The 19,573-nt window shown below is 60.2% G+C and carries 16 protein-coding genes and 2 pseudogenes; 13 read left to right on the top strand and 5 right to left on the bottom strand.

The window, feature by feature from the left end; translation table 11 throughout:
* Positions 1–8: 8 nt before the first annotated feature.
* The 4 genes and pseudogenes from F561_RS27810 to F561_RS0107405 form a co-directional block, all read right to left on the bottom strand.
* Positions 9–757: pseudogene (locus F561_RS27810) on the bottom strand (IS5 family transposase); the annotation flags it as partial.
* A 226-nt stretch (positions 758–983) separates the two neighbouring features.
* On the bottom strand, positions 984–1,442 hold the full coding sequence (locus F561_RS0107415) for a hypothetical protein (RefSeq protein ID WP_245556463.1): 459 nt from the start codon (positions 1,440–1,442) through the stop codon (positions 984–986).
* A gap of 796 nt (positions 1,443–2,238) precedes the next feature.
* Positions 2,239–3,570 carry a replication initiator protein A gene (locus tag F561_RS0107410; RefSeq protein ID WP_019009317.1) on the bottom strand — a complete coding sequence of 444 codons (1,332 nt, stop codon included), beginning with the start codon at positions 3,568–3,570 and terminating at the stop codon, positions 2,239–2,241.
* A 579-nt stretch (positions 3,571–4,149) separates the two neighbouring features.
* On the bottom strand, positions 4,150–4,395 hold the full coding sequence (locus F561_RS0107405) for a DUF2171 domain-containing protein (RefSeq protein ID WP_019009316.1): 246 nt from the start codon (positions 4,393–4,395) through the stop codon (positions 4,150–4,152).
* A gap of 121 nt (positions 4,396–4,516) precedes the next feature.
* Between F561_RS0107405 and F561_RS0107400 the strand changes: the two genes are divergently transcribed.
* From F561_RS0107400 to F561_RS0107355, 10 genes are all read left to right on the top strand, one after another.
* On the top strand, positions 4,517–7,000 hold the full coding sequence (locus F561_RS0107400) for a heavy metal translocating P-type ATPase (RefSeq protein ID WP_051096850.1): 2,484 nt from the start codon (positions 4,517–4,519) through the stop codon (positions 6,998–7,000).
* A gap of 263 nt (positions 7,001–7,263) precedes the next feature.
* Positions 7,264–7,827, top strand: a complete 564-nt coding sequence (locus tag F561_RS0107395; protein ID WP_245556462.1) for a signal peptidase II — start codon at positions 7,264–7,266, stop codon at positions 7,825–7,827.
* Complete coding sequence (locus F561_RS0107390) at positions 7,827–8,327, top strand: thioredoxin-like domain-containing protein (RefSeq protein WP_019009313.1); 501 nt, start codon at positions 7,827–7,829, stop codon at positions 8,325–8,327. Before F561_RS0107395 ends, F561_RS0107390 begins: the two co-directional genes overlap by 1 nt.
* Positions 8,297–8,914: a DUF305 domain-containing protein gene (locus F561_RS0107385; RefSeq protein WP_342662268.1), complete on the top strand. Its 618-nt coding sequence runs from the start codon at positions 8,297–8,299 to the stop codon at positions 8,912–8,914. The genes F561_RS0107390 and F561_RS0107385 overlap by 31 nt, the downstream gene beginning before the upstream one ends.
* A complete protein-coding gene (locus tag F561_RS0107380; RefSeq protein WP_019009311.1) occupies positions 8,907–9,794 on the top strand; it encodes a cation diffusion facilitator family transporter in 888 nt (295 codons plus the stop codon). The genes F561_RS0107385 and F561_RS0107380 overlap by 8 nt, the downstream gene beginning before the upstream one ends.
* Positions 9,795–9,806: 12 nt before the next feature.
* Positions 9,807–10,451, top strand: coding sequence for an SCO family protein (locus F561_RS0107375; protein WP_019009310.1), 645 nt, complete (start codon positions 9,807–9,809; stop codon positions 10,449–10,451).
* Between the two features lie 17 nt (positions 10,452–10,468).
* The gene (locus F561_RS0107370) at positions 10,469–10,843 is read left to right on the top strand and encodes an ArsR/SmtB family transcription factor (protein WP_019009309.1); all 375 of its coding nucleotides are present in this window, start codon (positions 10,469–10,471) and stop codon (positions 10,841–10,843) included.
* Positions 10,840–11,262 carry a hypothetical protein gene (locus F561_RS0107365; protein WP_019009308.1) on the top strand — a complete coding sequence of 141 codons (423 nt, stop codon included), beginning with the start codon at positions 10,840–10,842 and terminating at the stop codon, positions 11,260–11,262. The genes F561_RS0107370 and F561_RS0107365 overlap by 4 nt, the downstream gene beginning before the upstream one ends.
* 242 nt (positions 11,263–11,504) lie before the next feature.
* On the top strand, positions 11,505–13,415 hold the full coding sequence (locus tag F561_RS0107360; RefSeq protein ID WP_019009307.1) for a peptidylprolyl isomerase: 1,911 nt from the start codon (positions 11,505–11,507) through the stop codon (positions 13,413–13,415).
* A gap of 455 nt (positions 13,416–13,870) precedes the next feature.
* Positions 13,871–14,125 (top strand): hypothetical protein, encoded by a 255-nt coding sequence (locus F561_RS0107355; protein ID WP_019009306.1) that lies wholly within the window; start codon positions 13,871–13,873, stop codon positions 14,123–14,125.
* Positions 14,126–14,129: 4 nt separating this feature from the next.
* On the opposite strand, the gene F561_RS28735 is transcribed toward F561_RS0107355, so the two are convergent.
* On the bottom strand, positions 14,130–14,300 hold the full coding sequence (locus F561_RS28735) for a hypothetical protein (RefSeq protein WP_157451644.1): 171 nt from the start codon (positions 14,298–14,300) through the stop codon (positions 14,130–14,132).
* A 1,472-nt stretch (positions 14,301–15,772) separates the two neighbouring features.
* Here F561_RS28735 and F561_RS0107340 point away from each other — a divergent pair.
* From F561_RS0107340 to F561_RS29480, 3 genes and pseudogenes are all read left to right on the top strand, one after another.
* Positions 15,773–16,711, top strand: a complete 939-nt coding sequence (locus F561_RS0107340; protein WP_019009303.1) for a DUF808 domain-containing protein — start codon at positions 15,773–15,775, stop codon at positions 16,709–16,711.
* Between the two features lie 422 nt (positions 16,712–17,133).
* Positions 17,134–18,555, top strand: coding sequence for a cation diffusion facilitator family transporter (locus F561_RS25060; protein ID WP_019009302.1), 1,422 nt, complete (start codon positions 17,134–17,136; stop codon positions 18,553–18,555).
* A 27-nt stretch (positions 18,556–18,582) separates the two neighbouring features.
* Positions 18,583–19,278 (top strand): annotated as a pseudogene (locus tag F561_RS29480) (IS6 family transposase).
* Positions 19,279–19,573: the final 295 nt, after the last annotated feature.

The raw sequence follows: 19,573 nt of genomic DNA, 5'->3' as shown, positions 1-19,573 counted from the left end.
GCAAACACCTATAGCCACTCCATCAGGCATTCCAACGTCACCATCGCCTCAAAGTGACAAGCGCGTTTCTCAAATCGTGTCGCCATGCGGCGTGACCGCTTCAATCGATTCATCAGCCGCTCAATCACGTTCCGCTGTCGAGAGCGACCCCGGACGTACGACCGGGGTCGCTTGTGATTTCGCTTGGGTGGCACCACCCACTGCATGCCCCGACGTTGACAGCATCGATGTGCCTTCGCGCCCCTGTACGCCCGATCCGCTCGCACGCACCGAGCGCGGATTTTGGGACGACCTCGACCTGCACGTTTGACTTTGCCTGCATCCAGCACCTGTTCAAAGGCCGTCATCTCGTGGCGATGTCCCGCGCTCAGCCGGAAGGCCATGGGCCTTCCGGCACCGTCACACTTCAGGTGGAGCTTGGTTCCAAAGCCCCCTGGTGATCTGCCCAGAGCTTCGTCACCATCCCCCTTTTTGCCCCTGCAGCACTGGGGTGTGCTCGGATGATGGTGCTATCGATCATATGGACCTCCCAGTCGATTTCACCTTGCTGATCGCGTTGTTCCTGGACTTGAGTCAGCAGACGGCTCCACAGGCCGTCACGTTGCCAACGGTAAAAGCGGGAACTGACGGTCTTCCACTTGCCGTACCGTTCGGGCAGATCGCGCCAAGCACTGCCCGAGCGTTTGATCCAGAGGAGGCCGTTGAGGACGGTGCGGTGATCCAGAGACGGACGGCCCGTTCGAGGTCGTTGTGTAGGAGTCGGTCAACTCATAACGTCGTACCACACGTCATTCTCGCAGTCTCTTGAACGTTTGCGGACAGACCCTAGTTCGATCTCAGAGACTCGCCAGGGTGAAACAGACCATCAGGACAGGACGGTCACGATGACCTTTGCTGAATCAACAGTCAATATGGTAACTCCGAATGGGGATGGTTCGGAAGCAGTCACTGCCCTAGACCCTGAAGGGCGCGTATCCGCTACTTCAGGTCAGGGGTCTTGAAAGATCGCTCACGGCCGAGAGGAGCGTCGCGGTGGTCATCCCCCCCTCCAAGCCCAGATACGCCACCGAATGCAGCGCGTGATACGCCGCAGGCAGCGGTTCATCCCGCTCGGCCACCAGGCGCTCATACCACCCCTGCCCCAGCGCAGGCAAATCCAAGAATCGTTCCCCCGCCAACGCCGCAATGTCTCCCGCATGCCGATTCAGTTCCACACTAAACGCCAACAGCGTTTCGCGGGTCGGCTGCGTATGATGCAGCGCTGGAGCGAATCCCACTGCCGCCAGTACCTGCAAGGTCGTCGCCACACACGTCTCAAACGCCTGCTGATTGTGCAGCTGGAAGTGAGGAGGTTCAGGCACAGCGGTCATCCCCTGCAGCATGGCGCGGCCCACAAAGAGGGTCAAGGGCCGGATGACTGGAGAGAGCCTGAAGATGGACATCGTCGATTTACCGCCCTCCGAGGCTGCAGGTTGCCCGCAAACTTCCCTCTCAGAGGCTGCTGAACTCTGACGGAACCGCTCGGCACTCAGCTGCGGCGCCATGTCGCGTGGAGTGAACATATCCTGACACCGCCTCCAGGCACGCCCGTCTGATGCGCAGCCCGTGGGAGCGTCTCAATGGGTGCCGAGGCATCCGCCATCGGACGCTCCAGCACGGCCTATATCACAGATGGCTCCGGTACAGGCCACCGGCTGCCAAGATGACGGCTTCAGCACTTCAGACGTCTTGAGGATGGGGTGGACCCCCTTCCGGACTTGCAGTTGTTCTGTTCTCGTGATGGGCTTCAGCAGTGGTTCCAGTCTGCTCATCCATGCAGCCTGTCCTTGCCTTCCACCGTGAAGCCTTAAAACAGTGTATTCTGCGTCCTGTCCGGTTAGGACGAGCATCATGACAACGGGGATCAGGGAGGCCACCCCTCGTACAAGAGGTCGGGCCGCACTGCTTATACAGTGTGGCCCGGAAAGGTGGTGCTTCTTGAATCGACACAAGAAAGCTACCAGAAAAAGGAAACAGGTTCAACTGACGCAGGCACAAAAATGGGCCGCCCTCGTGGCGTCCATTCTCTTGGCGTCTCAAAACGTTGGTTGAGCTGATCCGTCTCCTCGGCCTAGGTTAAGCCTCTCGTGCGCCCCTCCGTCGCGTCACTCGCCCTAAAAAGACACCCCCAGCCACCGCTGGGGGATCGTTATTGGCACCGGGTACAGGACAGCCCACAGGTCATCCTGGGTTGTCCCGTCATGCCGGAGCGCGCACGACCCAGCGCCCAATGACTTCCGCCGGTCGAGCATGAGTGACGAGCCCCGTCACCTCCATCGGGGTCACCCGTCCCTGCGCGTGCATCGAGATGACGACGGCTTCTTCAGCCGTACTGATTTTCTCGCGGGTGACCAGAGATGCGAGGACGCTGCGTACCATGCCCCCACTATCCGTCGGCAGTTCGTCAGGGGCATCCTGGCGCGGGGGTTCACCCTGAAGGCTTGGTGTGGCTTTCGGCAACGGCGCATACCCTTTCAGCACAGCGACGTACTTCTCCGGGTTTTCAATCAAATCTGCCAGGAATCCAGGCTTGTTGCGAATCTTCTTGGCGTACTCAGTCATCAACAGCTGATCGAAGGCCTGCGTCGCTTCGACAATTCTACTGACGCCGTACTGCTGCAAGAGATGAAGCGCACGTGGCCCGGAAATATGACGCGCAGTCAGGAGAATCAGGGACTCGGGGTCGGTCTCTACGTGCCTGTCTTTTGCAAACACATAGGTCAGGATTCGGTGCAGTCCCCGCCCCGTGCTCTCCACGTCTTTTAGATACCCCGTATCAATCAGGGCCTGGTGTGCTTGATGGAGGGCCCGCATGATCGTATCCGCACGCATGTGATGTAAACCCAGATGAACAGCCCACGCGGAGAGGGGCACTTGGTAGTGCATTTCATCCTTGGTTCTGAGAATCGACAACGTGCGGTAGAGATTTCTGGCCATCGGTTGCTTTAATTTTTCCAACGTTTCAATGTCCAGGGGACGGATGTACCCTTTCCGGATACTCTGCATCAACTCGTCATCTATTCGGATTCCAATCTTCGTTTCTGCACGCCACTGGCCCACACTCGTGGGACTTGCGGTGTTGTCCTCGGCCCAATGCTTGTAGATGATGCTGAACGAGACGGTCCGCCACTGGTACTGGCCCTGGTCGTACCAGCACTCGGCAATTCGGAAATCGCTGGAGCGCAGCCGTTCAAGGGACTCGTCCACAGCTTGATAGGCCCGTGAATTCACTCCGACGCCGCTGAGCTGCAGCAATTCCAAAACGGTGACCCAAATCACCCCGTCCACTGGGGTGTTTTGCAGGACAGCAGCCGTCACGATGCCCAGCAGAATGTCATTGTCGATCCCGTGGGGGACGACGCTCCCCCGGGCAGCTTTGCACTGAACTTTGATGGTTCCCAGAGCGTCAAGGTTGATCTCTTTTTCCCACTCTTGCAGGGTGGTGCGGTTTTGAGCGAGCACCAGATTTAGACGCGCGAGGTTGACCTCGTCATGACGAAGGGTCAGGCGCGCGTCTTCGGCTGGTCGCATAGGAGTAGTTTACTCAGATTCGTCAAAGGTCAACGGTTGATGTCAATGCATGCACCGCCGACTCGGTGGCCCTTGTTGTTGATCAATATCTTTTTAAAAGCTCTTGAAAAGATATGAATGATCATCATCATAGGCAGCGTGCTCATCCCGTCCCACACGCAGCTTTTTGCATTATTGCCACAAAGTGTCAAGGGAAAAACAGTCTCTTTCCACAAAGTGTCAACGGCCGAGTGCCTTCAACACCACAAAGTGTCAAGGGGAGCGCCAGACCATCCCACAAAGTGTCAACGGCTCATTCCACAAAGTGTCAACGGCCGAGAGCCTTCAACACCACAAAGTGTCAAGGGGAGCGCCAGACCATCCCACAAAGTGTCAACGGCCCATTCCACAAAGTGTCAACGGCCGAGAGCCTTCAACACCACAAAGTGTCAACGGGATCAGGCGGCAAGGCCCTGGTGCCTCACAGCGGCGGGCTGACTGAAACGGCGAGATCAACCCTCTGAACTTTGCGTCGCCGGGTGCCTGAAATCAGCTGGGGCAAAGAAAAGGGAGTCCATTTGGACTCCCTTTTCCAACCCCTTACTGCCGGTGTTCTGGGTGTGGATCTTCACTCAGCCACTGCTGCTGTACCTCGGCGTGCTTGAGATTGAGATGGACATGCTCGTCCACATGATCCACTGCACTCATCGGCAGCCAGTGGTGCTGTCCCGCGTCGTCTTTGGTAAGTTTGATGTACTCACCGTCCAGGTGATCCACCTGGCCGTGGGTGTGGCCCTCTGCACAAATGACGGGCATGTGTTCTTTGATCTGAGATTGCATAGTCATGTCTTGCCTCCTGAGATTCCAGCCTAGAAGGCTCTCTGCCACCTTCGGTGAACAGAAGCACAATTCATCTTTATCCCTGAAAGGTCTTTCATATGAGCATTCACTCATGTATACTTTTTCCATGACTGCCTTGCCCCCTCACTCTGACGACCTGTCGTTGACCTATTTTGTCGACGGGATGGACTGCGCTTCCTGCGTCCAGAAGGTTGAACGCATGATCGCGACCCTGCCCGGAACAGCGGAGGTGAAAACCAGCTTCAGCAAGCAGACCCTCACGCTGGCATTGGACGAAACCCAGACCCCTCGGACTACCATCGAACGCAACCTCAAATCGTTGGGGTACACGCCTTCACTGGTGACTGCCCCCTCAGCCCGCCGCACAGATGACCTGTCATTGACCTACTTTGTTGACGGCATGGACTGTGCTTCCTGCGTCCAGAAGGTCGAACGCATGATGGCCACGCTGCCTGGAACGGCGGAGGTGAAAACCAGTTTCAGCAAACAGACCCTTACTCTGGCGTTGGACGAGACCCAGACCCCCCGAACCACCATTGAACGCAACCTCAAGTCGCTGGGGTATACGCCCTCGCTGATCACTGCGCCCTCAATCACCGCACCTGGAGTCGTCACGGCCTCCACAGCCGCCCCCGACCATGACCACGATGCGCCCGGCCACACCCATGAGCCGGTGCCAGCGGGTACCCCGTGGTACCGCACCGGACAGGGCAAGCTGGTTGTCACCTCTGGCGTGCTGCTTGCCGTGGCGTGGCTGTTCGGGTTTATTGAACCCCAGTGGTCGGTCTACGGGTACGTGGCCGCGACGCTCTTGGGGGTCTGGCCTCTGGCCCGGAAAGCTTACGCCAGTGCGCGGTTGGGCGATCCGTTCAGCATCAACACCTTGGTCAGCATCGCGGCCATCGGCGCAGTCCTGATTGGGGAAGCGGCGGAAGGGGCCGTCGTGGTCTTCTTCTTCGCCATCGGGGAACTGCTCGAAGGCGTGGCGGCAGGCCGGGCCCGTGCAGGCATTCAGGCCCTGGCCGCGTTGGCCCCCAAAACAGCGCTGTTGCTCGAAGGCACCCAGACCCGCGAAGTGTCGGCCGACGCGCTGCAAGTGGGCCAGACCGTGCAGGTCAATCCCGGCGCCCGTCTGCCCGCCGACGGCACCATCCTGACCGGCACCTCCAATCTGGACGACAGCCCGGTGACCGGCGAAAGCGTGCCCGTCGTGAAAACCGTCGGCGACCTGGTCTATGCAGGCAGCATCAATACCGATGGCGTGCTGACCGTGCGCGTGGACAAGGGCGCGAGCGACAACACCATTGCCCGCATCATCCATCTGGTGGAGGAAGCGGAAGGGAGCAAAGCGCCCACGGCCCGCTTTATTGACCGCTTCAGCCGGTATTACACGCCAGGTGTGGTCGCGGTCGCTGCCCTCGTTGCCGTGATTCCGCCACTGTTGTTCGGTGCTGAATGGTACCCCTGGATCTACAAGGGCATCAGCCTGCTGCTGATTGGCTGCCCCTGTGCCCTGGTGCTCAGTGTGCCTGCCTCCATCACCAGCGGCATCAGCGCTGGTGCACGCCGCGGCCTGCTGATCAAAGGCGGCGCGGCGCTCGAAAGCATCGGCAATATCAAAACGGTGGCCTTCGATAAGACCGGGACCCTGACTGCAGGGAAACCCCGGGTGACGGGAATCGTGCCGCTCCAAGGCACTGAAACGGACGTCTTGCAACTCGCCGCCAGCGTGGAGTCGGGCAGCAGCCACCCCCTGGCCAAAGCCATTCTCAACGAGGCCAAGACGCGCGGCATTACGCTGTTTTCCATTGCGGACGCGCAGGCACTGCCCGGGAAGGCCGTGACTGCTACTGTCAACGGCCAGACCGTGCACGTCAGTTCGCCGCGCTATGCCCAAACGCTGGTCACGCTCCCAGACGCCCTCCACACCCAGATTGCCGCGCTGGAAAATGAAGGCCGAACCGTCGTGGTGCTGCATGACACCCGTCCATTGGGGCTGATCGCCATCCGGGATGAGCCTCGCCCCGATGCCAAAGCTGCCTTGGCGCAACTCCATCAGATGGGGGTCAACACCTTGATGCTGACCGGCGACAATGCCCGCACGGGGCAGGCCATCGGGCGTGACCTCGGACTCGACGTCCAGGCTGACTTGCTCCCCGAAGACAAGCTGAAAATTATCGCGGGCCTCAAAGCGCAGGGGGGCATTGCCATGGTCGGGGACGGCATCAATGACGCCCCAGCCCTGGCGCAAAGTGACGTGGGTATTGCCATGGGGGGCGGCACCGATGTGGCCCTGGAAACCGCCGACGCCGCCCTGCTGCGGGAGCGCGTGATGGGTGTGGCTGATCTGGTGTCCCTCTCCCGCGCCACCATGGGCAACATCAAGGCCAATATCGCCTTTGCTCTGGGCCTGAAGGCCATTTTCCTCGTCACCACCCTGCTGGGCTACACCGACCTGTGGATGGCGATCCTGGCCGACACTGGGGCCACCGTCCTGGTCACCGCCAACGCCTTGAGATTGCTCCGGTGGAAAGGCACTCCAGAAAGCCAGAATGCACCCCAGAGCGTTCCTGCACCGATAGGCGCATGACTGTAAGCGCTACCCCCAGTGAACTGTTGGTGTATTCCGTGCCAAATTGCGCCGATTGCGAGGCCGTCAAGAGGTTGCTCGTCCAGCAGGGGGCGACCTTCATGGAACCTCCGCACCGATCCCAGTGCCTTGCCTGAACTGCAACGCCGAACGGACGTTCGGATTGCCCCGGTCACTGTGATTGATGGCCAGGTGTTGTTCGGTCCGTTTGAGCGACAACGGCCTCAGGTCCTGGCGGCCTTAGCACGGCGGACGGCCATGCTGTGAGTGGGACGCCGCTCCCGAAAGCGCGGTTGGCCACCGCCCATCTCTGGCCTGTCGTGGTCAGCATGGTGGTCCTCCTGATCTTAGAAGCTGGGCTCAAGCACTGGGCGGTTCAGACGCTCTCTCCAGGCACGGACCGCAAGGTGTTGCCGGGCCTGCTGCATCTGGGGTTCACGTTGAACACAGGCATGGCCTGGGGACTCCTGGGCAGCTTGACGCTCCCTTTAGGCCTCCTGCGGGTGGGGGTGGGAGTCGGGCTGCTGTGGGGTCTGCTCACGCACCGGGTGTCCCGCCAACTGTGGTGGCCACTGGGGCTTGTCGCCACCGGTGCGCTGGGCAATGGTTTAGATGGCCTACTGCGGGGAGCGGTGGTGGATTACCTCACCTCACCGCTGCTGGATGTGGGTTCTCGCGTCTTGACAGGCCGTCCTTTTCCGATTTTCAACCTGTCCGACGTGTTGGTATGTGCTGGAGTCTTTTGGTTGGCGGTGCAGACGCTCTGGCAGGATCGGAAAGCCGGACATCTGGCCTCTGCCCGCCGTGATATTTCCAAGGAGTCATGATGAAAAAACGTTGGATGGTTGTTCTGTTGCCCCTGGTGCTGGCTGCGTGTTCCCAGGGCGAGAAAGAGATTGAAGGCGTGAAGTCGTTTGAGAACAAGGGGGAGCATCAAGAGGGGCAGCTCAAGTATGCCCAAACCCCACCCACTGGAGGCACCCACAATCCCGCCTGGCAAAACTGCGGGGTCTACGACCGGGCACTCTACAACGAGTACGCCGTCCACAGCCTGGAGCACGGCGCAGTGTGGCTCAGTTATAAGACCGATCTGGCCAGTGATCAGGTCGCGCAATTGAAACAACTGGCGGAGGGCCGCACGCATACCCTGGTGTCCCCACACGAAAGTCAGCAGTCGCCCGTGGTGGTCACTGCCTGGAACAAGCAACTGGCGGTCAACGACGCTTCGGATCCGCGCATCAAAACGTTCCTGGCGAAATACGAACAGGGTGGAGACGCCCCAGAGATCGGAGCCTCGTGCAGCGGCGCGTACAACGGTACGGTCTAGTTCCGTACGTGGTCCTTTCCGGCCTCGTGCTGGCGGCGGCCGCTTGGCCGAAGTGGCCCGATTCAGCCAGTTCAGACGTTCAGTTCGCCCGGGACATGAGTGCTCACCATACCCAGGCCGTCACCATGAGCGTGACGCTCCTCAAGCGGGCGGCCGACCCGGCCGTGAAGCTGCTGGCCCAGGATATTGCCTTGACGCAGCAGGCCCAGATCGGGCAAATGAGCGGCTGGCTGATGGCCTGGGGGCACCCGATCTCCGGGTCAGAAGCGCCCATGGCTGGCATGAACCCGAAAGAGATGGGATTGGCCACTCCTGATGAGGTGCGGCAGCTGAACAGTCTCCCCGTGGCGCTTGCCGAGCGTCAGTACCTGACCCTGATGCGTGCGCACCATCGGGGCGGGGTGGCGATGGCCCAATCCGCTCTCAACAGTGTGGAACGGCCTGAGGTTCGGGCGTTCGCTGAGCGAACAGTGGTGGCTCAGACCAGCGAACTGCGGGCTATAGACGCCCTGTTGGCCCAGCGGGGGCAGCCACCTGCCCCGCTGCCCGGCGACACTGCTCCGATGGAGCCCATGAACCATGAGTGAATCGCACAGCCACGGACGCCAGGCCAACGCCCGGCAACTGACCGCAGCACTGCTTCTGACCGGTAGCTTTTTGGTGATTGAAGTCGTGTACGGGTTTATTTCCGGCAGCCTGGCCCTGCTCTCCGATGCGGGCCATATGCTGACGGACGTGATGGCACTGGCGCTGTCCTTGCTGGCCATCCGCATTGGCGCCAGACCAGCCGATCGCCAGCGGACCTTTGGCTACCGCCGCGCTGAGGTCTTGGCCGCTGCCGTGAATGCAGGGGCGTTGTTCGCCATTGGCCTGTATATCTTGGTGGAAGCGTACCGGCGACTGCAAGAGCCGGTGGACGTACAGACCACACCGATGTTGATCGTGGCCGTGTTGGGGTTGCTCGTAAACTTGATCAGTGCCCACATCTTGGTGGGTGGCAGCGGTGACAGCCTCAACATGAAGTCTGCTTACCTGGAAGTCATGGGCGACCTGCTGGGGTCAGTGGCCGTCATTGTCGGTGCCCTGCTGATCCGCTTTACGGGTCTGACGTGGCTTGATCCCATCCTGGGGGCCTTGATTGGCCTGTGGGTGCTGCCCCGGACGTGGGCCCTGCTCAAAGCCAGCGTGAATGTGCTGCTGGAAGGCGTGCCAGAGGGCCTGGACCTCGACGCCTTGCGCACCGAACTCGCAGGGGTGCCCGGCATCACCGAACTTCACGACCTGCATGTCTGGAGCGTCACGACAGGTGAGCACAACATGACTGTCCATCTGGTGGTACCGCTCCTCACCCCGGGCGTTCAGGAGGCAGTGGAACTCATCGCCGACCGGTACGGCATTGAACACGTAACGCTCCAATTGGAGGAGGCCAACCGCCATGGAGATCACGCGGCCCACCTTCATCCTTAGAGGAATTGTTGTATGACTGAGTTTTCATTGCCCACTCCTGTTGCCCGGCCCTGGTGGCGCTCCGTCTTGTGGAGCGTCGTCGCAGTGACCCTCCTCATTGGTGGTGCCTGGGGCTATACCCGCTGGAAGAGCCCGGTTGCTTTTTACGGCACCGCTTACGATCTGAACACCGCTGCACCCGCCTTGACGGGGATAGGGGAAGACGGCCGCCCTTTTGATCTCAGCACGCTGAGAGGCCAGACTGTGGCGGTCTTCTTCGGTTTCTTGCAGTGCCCTAACGTGTGCCCGACGACGCTGGCGGCCTTGGAACGGGTGCGTCAAACGCTGCCAGAGGACAAGCGGGAGCAATTCCGCAGCGTCCTGGTGACTCTTGATCCAGCTCGGGACGATGTCAAACGTCTGCGGGAGTACGTCCGGTTTTTCAGTCCGTCGGCCCAGGGCGTCTTCGTGCCTGAACCTGCCCTCTATAACGTGGCGGCGGCGTGGGGCGTGGGCTTCCAGAAAACAGACGTCAAGAGCGCGACCAACTACCAGATCAATCACACCACGGGGGTCTATCTCATTGATGCCGCCGGTCAGCGCCGGGTGGTCTGGGATTACACCCAGCTCACGGACGTCGAGCGCGTGGCACGCGATGTCCGGGCGGTGATGAAGTGACTTTGGCTCTCTGGCCCGTGCGCTATGGTGTGCAGGTGAGAACCAATTCTCAATCTGTTGAAGACGGTCGCCTGCCGCCCAGTGCGGTGGCGCGGCTGCGCCAACAGTTGCCCGACCCCAGCTGCGTCGCTGACGCCAGCGCACTGCTCAAAATGGTGGCCGATCCCACCCGCCTGCAATTGCTCAGCGCCCTGCAGGTACAGGAACTGTGTGTCGGCGACCTGGCGGCTGTGATTGAGTTGTCTGAAAGCGCAGTCAGCCATCAGTTACGCCTGCTGCGTACTCAGCGGCTGGTGACCTTCCGGAAAGAAGGCCGGGTCGTGTACTACCGCCTGCTGGATGATCATGTCACTGGACTCATCCAAAATGCTCTGGAACACGCCCGGGAATGAAGGCGGTCCTGATCGTGATTGCTGCCGCCACCACCGCCCTGGCAGCTCTCGGTGGCTGGTGGATGATCAATGAGCGCCGCTGGCAAAGCCCGCTGTTCTGTATCGAGCGTCCTGGAACGTTATGGAACGGCATGACCCCGCTGCCCGAAGGGTTCGCGCCAGAATGCCCTACCTACAGCGCCAGCTACCGGGATGAAATTCGGTCGGGCTTCAGCCGGGTGGAGATGTACCGGGTGCCGGGGTGGCAGCCTCAAGCCTTACTGCCCCTGTTCCGTGACGCGGGGTACCGTCAACTGACCGACGATCCTATCGCACCGGGCAATTACGCCGCTTTCCTAGGACAGGGCGCAGCGGAGCTGCAGTATCTAGCCACCCAGGAAGGGGCAACAACATTGATCACCATCAGCGGGAAACCGTGAGGCAACGCCTGAAGGACAAGCTCGAAGTTCTTCACCAGAGATAGATGCCTTGATCCGGTAGAGGAGAGACTCTGGGATCAGATTGGAGTTCCCCTGGAACGTATGCTTTCACTCAACACTGTTTCATCCGGGAAGCTTCAATTCAACCGGACTCCACGGCTCTGCTGTACTGGGTGAAGCATAAACGCCGCACAGAACCTGCACAAAGGTCACCATCTTTAACTCAATCCCAAGGAGATCAAGTGAAGAACAAGAAGGTCGTGAACGTCCTGCTGGGCGTTCTGGCATTGATGTTGGTGGTGGGCATGGCCTACCAGTTCACGCCGAACCTCGGCAGCCTCTTTAACCGTCAGACTGGAACCCCTGCCCTGAAGGTCAACGGCGAGACCGTAACCGTCGAGGAACTTGAAGCCCTGCGCCGCAGTAATCCCGTGTTGAGCAGCACCGATACGGGCCTGCTGGGCGACGATTTCAAGACCTATATCGTGGCCCAGAAAGCCCGTCAGGTGCTCTACATTCAGGCCGCCAAAGACATCAACGTCAGCAAAAATGACGTGAATGCCGAAGTGACCAAGGTCCGCGAGCAGAACCAGCTGACCGACAACAAGAAGTGGACGGACGCCCTGCAAGGCGCGGGCCTGACCGACGCCGCCTTCCGCAAGCAGGTACGTGACGGGTTGGCCGTGCAGCGCAAGGTGGAATCCATCCAAAAAAGCGCCGCACCCGCCACCGACGCCGAAGCGCAGCTGTACTACACGCTGAACAAGGCCAACTTTCAGAGCGATGCCCGTATCGTGGGCCGCCAGATCGTCGTGACCGACGAAGCCAAAGCAAAAAGCCTGTTGGCACAGGTCAAAGCAGGCGGTGACTTTGCTGCACTGGCCACCGCCAACAGCACCGAAGGCAAAGACCGTGGGGGCGCCCTTGGCCCCATCGAAAACGGCGCGCCCCGCCCCGTCGCGCAGGTGGCTCTGCCCACCGAAGTTGGCACCGCCGCATTTGCCCTGACCAAGGGCGGCGTGACCGACGTGATCAAAAGCGGCGACAAGTTTTACATCGTGAAGGTCGAGAAGTACCTCGCGCCTGCGCCCAAGCCCTTTGCTGACGCCAAAACCGACGTCATGACGGCTGTAAACGAGCAGAAAAAGAACGCTGCCGTAGAAGCGTGGGGCGACAAACTCGCCAATGACATGAAGCTGGAGTACGTGGACATCAACTGGAAAGCTGAAGACCCCACGGTCGCCAAAGTGGCTGGACAGAACATCCCCTACTCGGAAGTGATCGGGCAAGTGGTGGGCAACCAGCAATTTACGGGCCTGTTGCAGCAGGTGCCCGCCGATCAGGCCGCGCAGCTGGTCAACGGCATCCTGAAACCACAGGTGGTTCAGCAACTGATTCAGGGCTACGCCGCCCGCAAAGTGGCGCAGGATCAGAAGTTGCCCCTGGCCGGAACGCGCCAGGAATTGGCCGCCGCCCTGGCTGCCTACGGTGCGCGTGATGTTCAGGTCACGGACGCCGAGGTGCAGAAGTACTACCAGGAAAACATCAAGCAGTTTGAAACAGCCGCCAGCGGCACCGTCAACGAAGCCAGCTTTAAGGATAAGGCGCAGGCTGTAGCCTTCCGCGACAGCTGGACTGGTGGCAATTTTACGCAGGCCGCCACCAAAGCGGGCGCCACTGTCAGCGAGCGCGGAGCCATAGCAGGCGGCGACGGCAAACTGAGTACAGAACTGAACGCCGCCGTGTTCACGGCCAAGACCCTCAAGACTGCCGGAGAAGGCAGCCTGACCGACGTGGTCCAGGTCGGGTCGCGCTACTCGGTGGCCTATGTCCCCGACCTGAAGCGTGCGACCACCCAGCCCCTGAGCGCCGTTCGCAGCCAGATCGAGCAGCAAGTGCTGGGCAACAAAAAGAACGAAGTCGGATCGGCTTTTGTCGCCAAGCAGGTGGCTGCCCTGAAGCCCACCGACAACCTGAAAACCATCTTGGCCGCGCAGGAAAAGCGTGTCACGGTGGTGACGCCTAAGCCCGCGACTCCGGCCACGACGCCCGCAGCAGGCAGCGGAACGACGACACCCGCAGCGGGCACTCCGGCAAAGGAAACACCAGCCGCTTCCGCCACCGAAACGCCTGTGCAACCCGCAGACCAATAGCTTCCTGTCCCAAGAGGGCGGCCCCTCATGAGGGGTCGCCCTCTTCCTGCTTCCTATCCACGTGATCACTGGCCAAGAAGCCCTACCTGAGCGTCAAGCGCTTTCACGACAGCGTAAGTTCGCAAGCCTAAAGTCTAACCTCTGTCGCCTTGGATCATCCAGGTACAGCTTGATATGGGTTCAAAGGATGTGATCCAAAAGCGGCGCTGGGCATCCTGTCCTGAGCGGATATACACCTTGATCTCTCGAGCAGATTTCCCTTCTGTTTTCCGTTGAGCCTCTGCTCCCGTGTGATCAGCGTGTCTTGGAAGGATGAGAGTCAGCGTGGCAGTGCAAGAGGGAGGAGGCTATAACGCCATCCATCCGCTTACAACTGGGTTGAAAGCGGCGTTACCAGATCCTGGAGGTGAAGCGGCGCAGGTTTGCTGGGTGAGTTCTTGTGTCATGCTCTTCCAATGACCGACGCCCATTCCCTTTCGCTCAGCCTAGATTCTCTGACCCGCCATTTTCTTGATGAGCTCTGCGGCAGCATTGGAGGGGATGAGGCCAGTGTCATCAAGCGGGCCATCGCCGCCTACCACGCCCAGTTTGCCGCTGGCACACCTGAAGATGGGAACACCTCAGCCGCACGGGTGGCTGCCGAAACGGCTCAAGATGCGGTCAACGCGCCGTTGGAGGACGCAACTGAGGATGCAGCGGGCGCTCCGTGAGGGTCTAGCCGTCCTCATTGTCAGGTTCAGACCGCGAATCGCCTGCTTGATGCAACCGTGCCAAGAGGTCAGTGGGTGTCTCGTTCTCAGCTGGGTTTTGAATGAGATCAGAATCGGCATCCGAAATGCGCTCTTCTTGAGGCTCCTGAGGTAACGGTCGCTGTTCGTCGTTCATAGGCGCTCCTTGGTGAGCTGGTGCGGGGAGAGTAGATTACGTGCGCCTGTCGTCGCGGGTGGAGACCTGTGGGGGACTCACTCCCAGACAAAATAATAATCTCAAAAGGCGGAGCAAAACCGTGGCAGTGGCTAGACACCTCTTTCCCGCGAGCAGCTTATCCAAACGGGCCTCCATGTGGAGTCCAACCGGGAGCGGCACACCGACTCCGTCAACCTTTGAATCCAAGCCCAACCAATGAACTTCCGGTCAGCGTAAAGCGTGGTCATCGCTTGGCCATTTGGCAGGGGCAGCAATTGTTCAGTAGCAACAGTCGGGGATCCGGAGTGATGTGACCCCAATTTCTCGGTTCTGAGTTAAAGTTGGTGCAGGGGTAGAGTTGAGAGCGGGCTAGCGTGTTCCCCTTGATCCTGCCGAGCTCCTGGGTGCCCGAAACCTGTTCCAGGCAGTCTAACGGACGCATTTACAGTCATGATGACTGGCTGCTGCACGATACGCCTCTGCGGGGTTTGCCGGGCGTGCTTCACTTGACCCTTTGTCGCTTTCGATGTTCACTTCCGCCCTGTTCCCAGTACAGCGGTGGCGAACCTGTCCCGACGTTGGCCGGTCCGTACGTTCGTGCCACGTGCCGAACATCTTTGGCTTGAGGACAGGGAGCTTCAACCCTGGGTGACCGAAATGGCGTCCGACTCAGCCTCCTGTTGGGGCTCCGCACCAGCGCGGCCACGTTGTTGCGCGGCCTTCACAGGATTGAACTTCCAGTCATTGGCCTCTTGCGCTTCGTTGGAATCAATGATGTCGCGTTTCGCAAGGGGCATCGGTATGGCCCGGTGATCGTCAACTTGGAATCACACTGCCCAGTTGAAGTTTTCCAGATCGAACGGCCGCGGTCGTCGAGGCGTGGCTCAAGGAGCCAGGCGAGATCACGCTGGTGACGCGGCATCCCTCCACTGAAGTTGCCTGTGCCATCACATCGGCCCTCCTACAGGCCATTCAAGTGCTGGATCGGTGGCACCTGTTGAACCACCTTCGCGAGGTCTTGGAGCGCTTTCTCTGGGGAGTCCGTCGGCTCTTGAGCAAAAAAATGTCCAGCACGCAAGCACAGCCATCGTCTGGATGGCCGAGAACCGCGTGTAGAGCACTGACTCCCAAGACGTCACTTGGTGAACAGCTCAGGGCCTGTGCTCATCGCCCATGTCCACCGATCCAAGTGACGAAGAACAACGTGGTTCTGGGGGAGCAAGACAATTGAACGGACTCCCCATCACCCCCGGCCACTCGAGGATGTGGCATCAGAACAGTCCCTTCTGTGAGCAAGGGCGATGTCCCTCATGGGCTACAGATTGCTAGGCTGTGGGTCTGATGACCTTGCCACGGCTTTCCTTCCGTCTGTCAGCTGCTCGACCTGGCTGCACCGCTGCTGGCAACACCAGGCCGTCTGTTGCCTCACCTCAAACTTCGGGTGCAGTGCAATGAGCGGGGGTTTGATTGCTCTCCTGGATGACGTCGCAGCCATTGCCAAACTTGCCGCTGCATCTTTGGATGACATTGCGGCGGCAGCGGGTAAGGCGGGCACCAAGGCTCTCGGTATTGTGGTCGACGATACGGCAGTCACCCCACGCTACGTCACGGGTTTTAGTCCGGACCGGGAGTTGCCGATTATTTGGCGGATCGCTAAGGGCTCGTTGCGCAACAAGATTGTTTTTATCTTGCCTGCAGCTTTGCTGTTGAGTCAATTTTTCCCTTGGGCGATGACACCGTTGTTGATGCTGGGCGGGGCTTACCTGTGCTATGAGGGGGCTGAAAAACTGTACGAAGCGGTGGCAGGCCAACAGGATGCTCCGGCAGAATCAGCCTCCAACCTCGGCAGTGCGGCGCATGAGCAGACGATGGTGGCCGGAGCCATTCGCACCGACTTTATTTTGTCCGCAGAAATTATGGCCATCTCGTTGGCCGAGGTGGCGGATCAACCTCTCATTTCCCGCGCCCTTATTTTGGTCGTGGTGGCCCTGATGATCACTGCGCTGGTGTACGGCTTGGTCGGCCTCATCGTCAAAACCGACGACTTAGGCCTGAAACTCACAGGGAGCAGGTCTAGTGCAGCGCGCCGCATCGGACGCAACTTGGTGCAAGGCATGCCCGTCGTCATGTCGGCATTGTCAGTGATCGGCACGGCAGCCATGCTGTGGGTCGGCGGCCACATCATTGTCGTTGGGCTGAAAACGTTTGGCTGGGGTGAGCCTGCGGCTCTTCTGCATGACTTGGCCGTGGCAGCAGGTCGTGCGTTGCCTGCCTTAGAGGCTGTCGTTGACTGGCTGGTACAAACGCTCGGCTCGGCGTTTGTCGGTGTGGTGATCGGGGGCATTCTCGTCGCCGCCATGCATCTCCTGCCCCGCAAGAGCAATCACTGAGAGCCAGATTGTAAACTGAACCCAAAGTGCCGGTTCTCCAGCATGGTGGATGATCGCCGGTCACACCTCCCGAGGCCCATGGTGTTGAACAAGCAGAGGCCAGTCGACGCTGACAGTAATCACGGCAGTTGTGCCCGCCAGAGGCGTGGTAGACGTGGAATCTCGCAAGCCTATTGGGGAGTGATGAACCCGGTGTCTCCTGTGTATGGTGTGTTGCTCCTCAGTTTTGGAGGCGATCATCCACAGTGACGCAGAGCCAGCACTTTGAGTTCACTCGAGGAGTGGGAAAATCCTGATGAACAATGACACCGCTGGTGTGTCACCCTCTGAAAGACAACGGCGCGCGCCAGCGCGCAGACCCACTGCTAGGCTGAGCGCATCATGTTTCTCCTGCTCCCCCGGTTGACCGTTTGGAACGCCTCATGACGCGGCCACCCCCCAGCAAGACGCAGGCGGCAGTGCTCAGCATTGCCTCTGGAGCAGGGCTCACGCTGGCCAAACTGGTCGTGGGTCTCACCACAGGTTCTCTGTCCATCCTCTCCGAGGCGTTGCACTCCCTGCTTGATTTCATTGCTGCTGTTATCACTTTTTTCGTGGTGCGCATCTCAGATCAACCGGCCGATGCCAACCATCCTTACGGACATGCGCGTGCAGAACAACTCGGCGCACTCGCGGAGACGGCCCTCCTCTCCATCACAGCCACGCTGGTGATGACCGAGGCGTATCGCCGACTGTTCATTCGGCCAGAACTTCCGGAGGTTGGGGTCTGGTCCTTCGTGGTGATGGCGGGCAGCATTGTGGTAGATCTTGTCCGCGTGCGCGCATTGCGGGCCGCAGCGAGGGCGCATAAGAGCGCAGCCCTCGAAGCTGACGCTGCCAATTTCTCCAATGACCTGCTGTCCTCGACATTGGTGCTGATTGCGCTGAGCATCATCGTCCTGGCGCCCTCCCTGCCGTTCATCCCCCCCGCAGTCACGTCCCGGGTAGACGCGGTGGCCGCGGTTGTTGTCGCGCTCCTGGCTTTCCGAGTCGCCCTGACGCTAGCCTGGCGAGCAGTGAACAATTTGATGGACGCCGTGCCCAAGGAGCTGGGTGCCCAACTGCTCGCGCTGATTGAGGCTGTTCCCGGGGTGCTGCCTGGAACAACTCGAGTTCGCAGCCGCTTGGTGGGCGAGATGCCCTATGTCGACGTGACTGTCACTACCGACCATGCGGCCTCCTTGGCTGGGGCCCATACCCTGTCGCGCCAGGTGGAGGAAGCAGTCAAAGCGGCACACCCGGAGGCGGATGTGGTCGTGGAAGTGCGGCCTGGCCGTTCCGAGTACGAGACGCAAACCCGCACCGTTCGCGCAGTTGCAGCCCGACTGGGGTTGGACGTTCATCATGTCAATGTTCTGCTGATGGCGGACGGCCTCCAGGTAGATGTGGATCTCGAACTGTCATCGGTTATCACACTCGCGGAAGCCCACCGGCAATCTGAAACGCTGGAAGCCGACATGGTGCAGATGCTGCCCGAGGTTCGGCGGGTGGCGGTGCATCTGGAGCCACGCCATGAGCATCCCCGACCAGCGGTGCGGCATCAGGAGACCGCCCGGGCAGTGCGCCTGGCCTTGCAAGAACAGATCGCAGTGGATCGGATCCTCAGGGTAGAGGCAGCCCTGACCGAGGAAGGTGCAGTGGTCAACGTCCGCGTGCTGTTCGCGCCCGAACTGTCTCTGGCGGCGGTGCATGCGGAGATGAGTATGCTTGAGCGTCAGCTTCGCGTGCAGGTACCCGGACTAAACCAAGTGCGAATAGATCCGGAACTGGCAGAGCCAGTTCCGCAAACGGTTGTGTTGCCTTAATGGGGTGAGGGGAGGCTGCCCCCGTCCGTGACCGATGGAACGCCCTACAGACACCGGTTCCCGATGAGCATCATCCAACGTGCCCGTCAAGCTGTCTCACCGTTCCCCACTCAGCTCCTGTGATGTTCAAGAACTGCTGCACCAGCGCGGGACTGAAGACAGCCATGAAACCCTCCGCGAATGGTGCATGACATGCGGCCCCTCATTCCCGAGGAGCGGCGTCAACACGACCCCCCACGGGGTTCCCACTGGCTTCTTGATACGGTCTGCACGGCCGTCGATGGCCTCCGCCATTGGTTCTGGTGGGCGGTAGACGAGCACGGGCTTGTGCAGGGGAGTTTGCTTCCGCGTCACCGCGCTACGGATGCAGCCAAGATGTTTCTCACCGGGCCTCTGGGTGAGGAGGACGTCCCTGCAAGGAGGTGAACAGACAAGCTCGCCAGCTCTGGAGCGGCGATCCGGCAAAGCGCGAGCCTGGCAGAGGTCGATGACTGAGCGGTGATCTCTGCAGCCCGCTATCACAACGTCACTTTGCAGTCCCACCGTCCCACAGGGCGTGAAGAGCGAGTGCACCAAGGCTTCCGACGGCGAAGACGCACTCAAGAATTTCTGAAACTTCTGAACCTGCCCACCCGCACCAGCGTCTCTGCCTTGATCAAACGAGGCAACCAACGAGCCGTCTTTCGGAGGGAGTCAACGGTTGCCGCAGGAGTGGCCTGCTGACCAGGCCACCCTTGCCCTCCAGCCGCCTCGGCGCAAGTTAAGGCAACACAGTCCCCCCGGTCTTCTTGCACGGGACACGCTAGAACGCTTCGTCCTGTACAGGCCGGGTTTGGCCCCGGCGCTTGGGTTAATGGCATGGCCTCGTCGCCCGTGTTGCCAAAGCCGTAATAGCCGCTGACGGTCACCTTCATGCCTGCACCGCGCGGCGCGTACCGTAACTGCTCCAGAGGCGAATGGCCTGTTGCACCACCCAGATCACCACGTATCCGGCCACCAGACCCACGCCGAGGCCGAT

The sequence above is a fragment of the Deinococcus aquatilis DSM 23025 genome (assembly GCF_000378445.1).
In the GTDB taxonomy this organism is placed as follows: domain Bacteria; phylum Deinococcota; class Deinococci; order Deinococcales; family Deinococcaceae; genus Deinococcus; species Deinococcus aquatilis.
The sequence above is the reverse complement of the archived record's forward strand: the minus strand, read 5'-3'. Positions and strand labels throughout refer to the sequence as shown.

Bases quoted from the DNA above. Each gene is read 5' to 3' on its own strand.
- F561_RS0107415 (WP_245556463.1), bottom strand. From the start codon at position 1,442: ATGTCCATCTTCAGGCTCTCTCCAGTCATCCGGCCCTTGACCCTCTTT.
- F561_RS0107410 (WP_019009317.1), bottom strand. From the start codon at position 3,570: ATGCGACCAGCCGAAGACGCGCGCCTGACCCTTCGTCATGACGAGGTC.
- F561_RS0107405 (WP_019009316.1), bottom strand. From the start codon at position 4,395: ATGACTATGCAATCTCAGATCAAAGAACACATGCCCGTCATTTGTGCA.
- F561_RS0107400 (WP_051096850.1), top strand. From the start codon at position 4,517: ATGACTGCCTTGCCCCCTCACTCTGACGACCTGTCGTTGACCTATTTT.
- F561_RS0107390 (WP_019009313.1), top strand. From the start codon at position 7,827: ATGAAAAAACGTTGGATGGTTGTTCTGTTGCCCCTGGTGCTGGCTGCG.
- F561_RS0107380 (WP_019009311.1), top strand. From the start codon at position 8,907: ATGAGTGAATCGCACAGCCACGGACGCCAGGCCAACGCCCGGCAACTG.
- F561_RS0107375 (WP_019009310.1), top strand. From the start codon at position 9,807: ATGACTGAGTTTTCATTGCCCACTCCTGTTGCCCGGCCCTGGTGGCGC.
- F561_RS0107365 (WP_019009308.1), top strand. From the start codon at position 10,840: ATGAAGGCGGTCCTGATCGTGATTGCTGCCGCCACCACCGCCCTGGCA.
- F561_RS0107355 (WP_019009306.1), top strand. From the start codon at position 13,871: ATGACCGACGCCCATTCCCTTTCGCTCAGCCTAGATTCTCTGACCCGC.
- F561_RS28735 (WP_157451644.1), bottom strand. From the start codon at position 14,300: ATGAACGACGAACAGCGACCGTTACCTCAGGAGCCTCAAGAAGAGCGC.
- F561_RS0107340 (WP_019009303.1), top strand. From the start codon at position 15,773: ATGAGCGGGGGTTTGATTGCTCTCCTGGATGACGTCGCAGCCATTGCC.
- F561_RS25060 (WP_019009302.1), top strand. From the start codon at position 17,134: ATGACGCGGCCACCCCCCAGCAAGACGCAGGCGGCAGTGCTCAGCATT.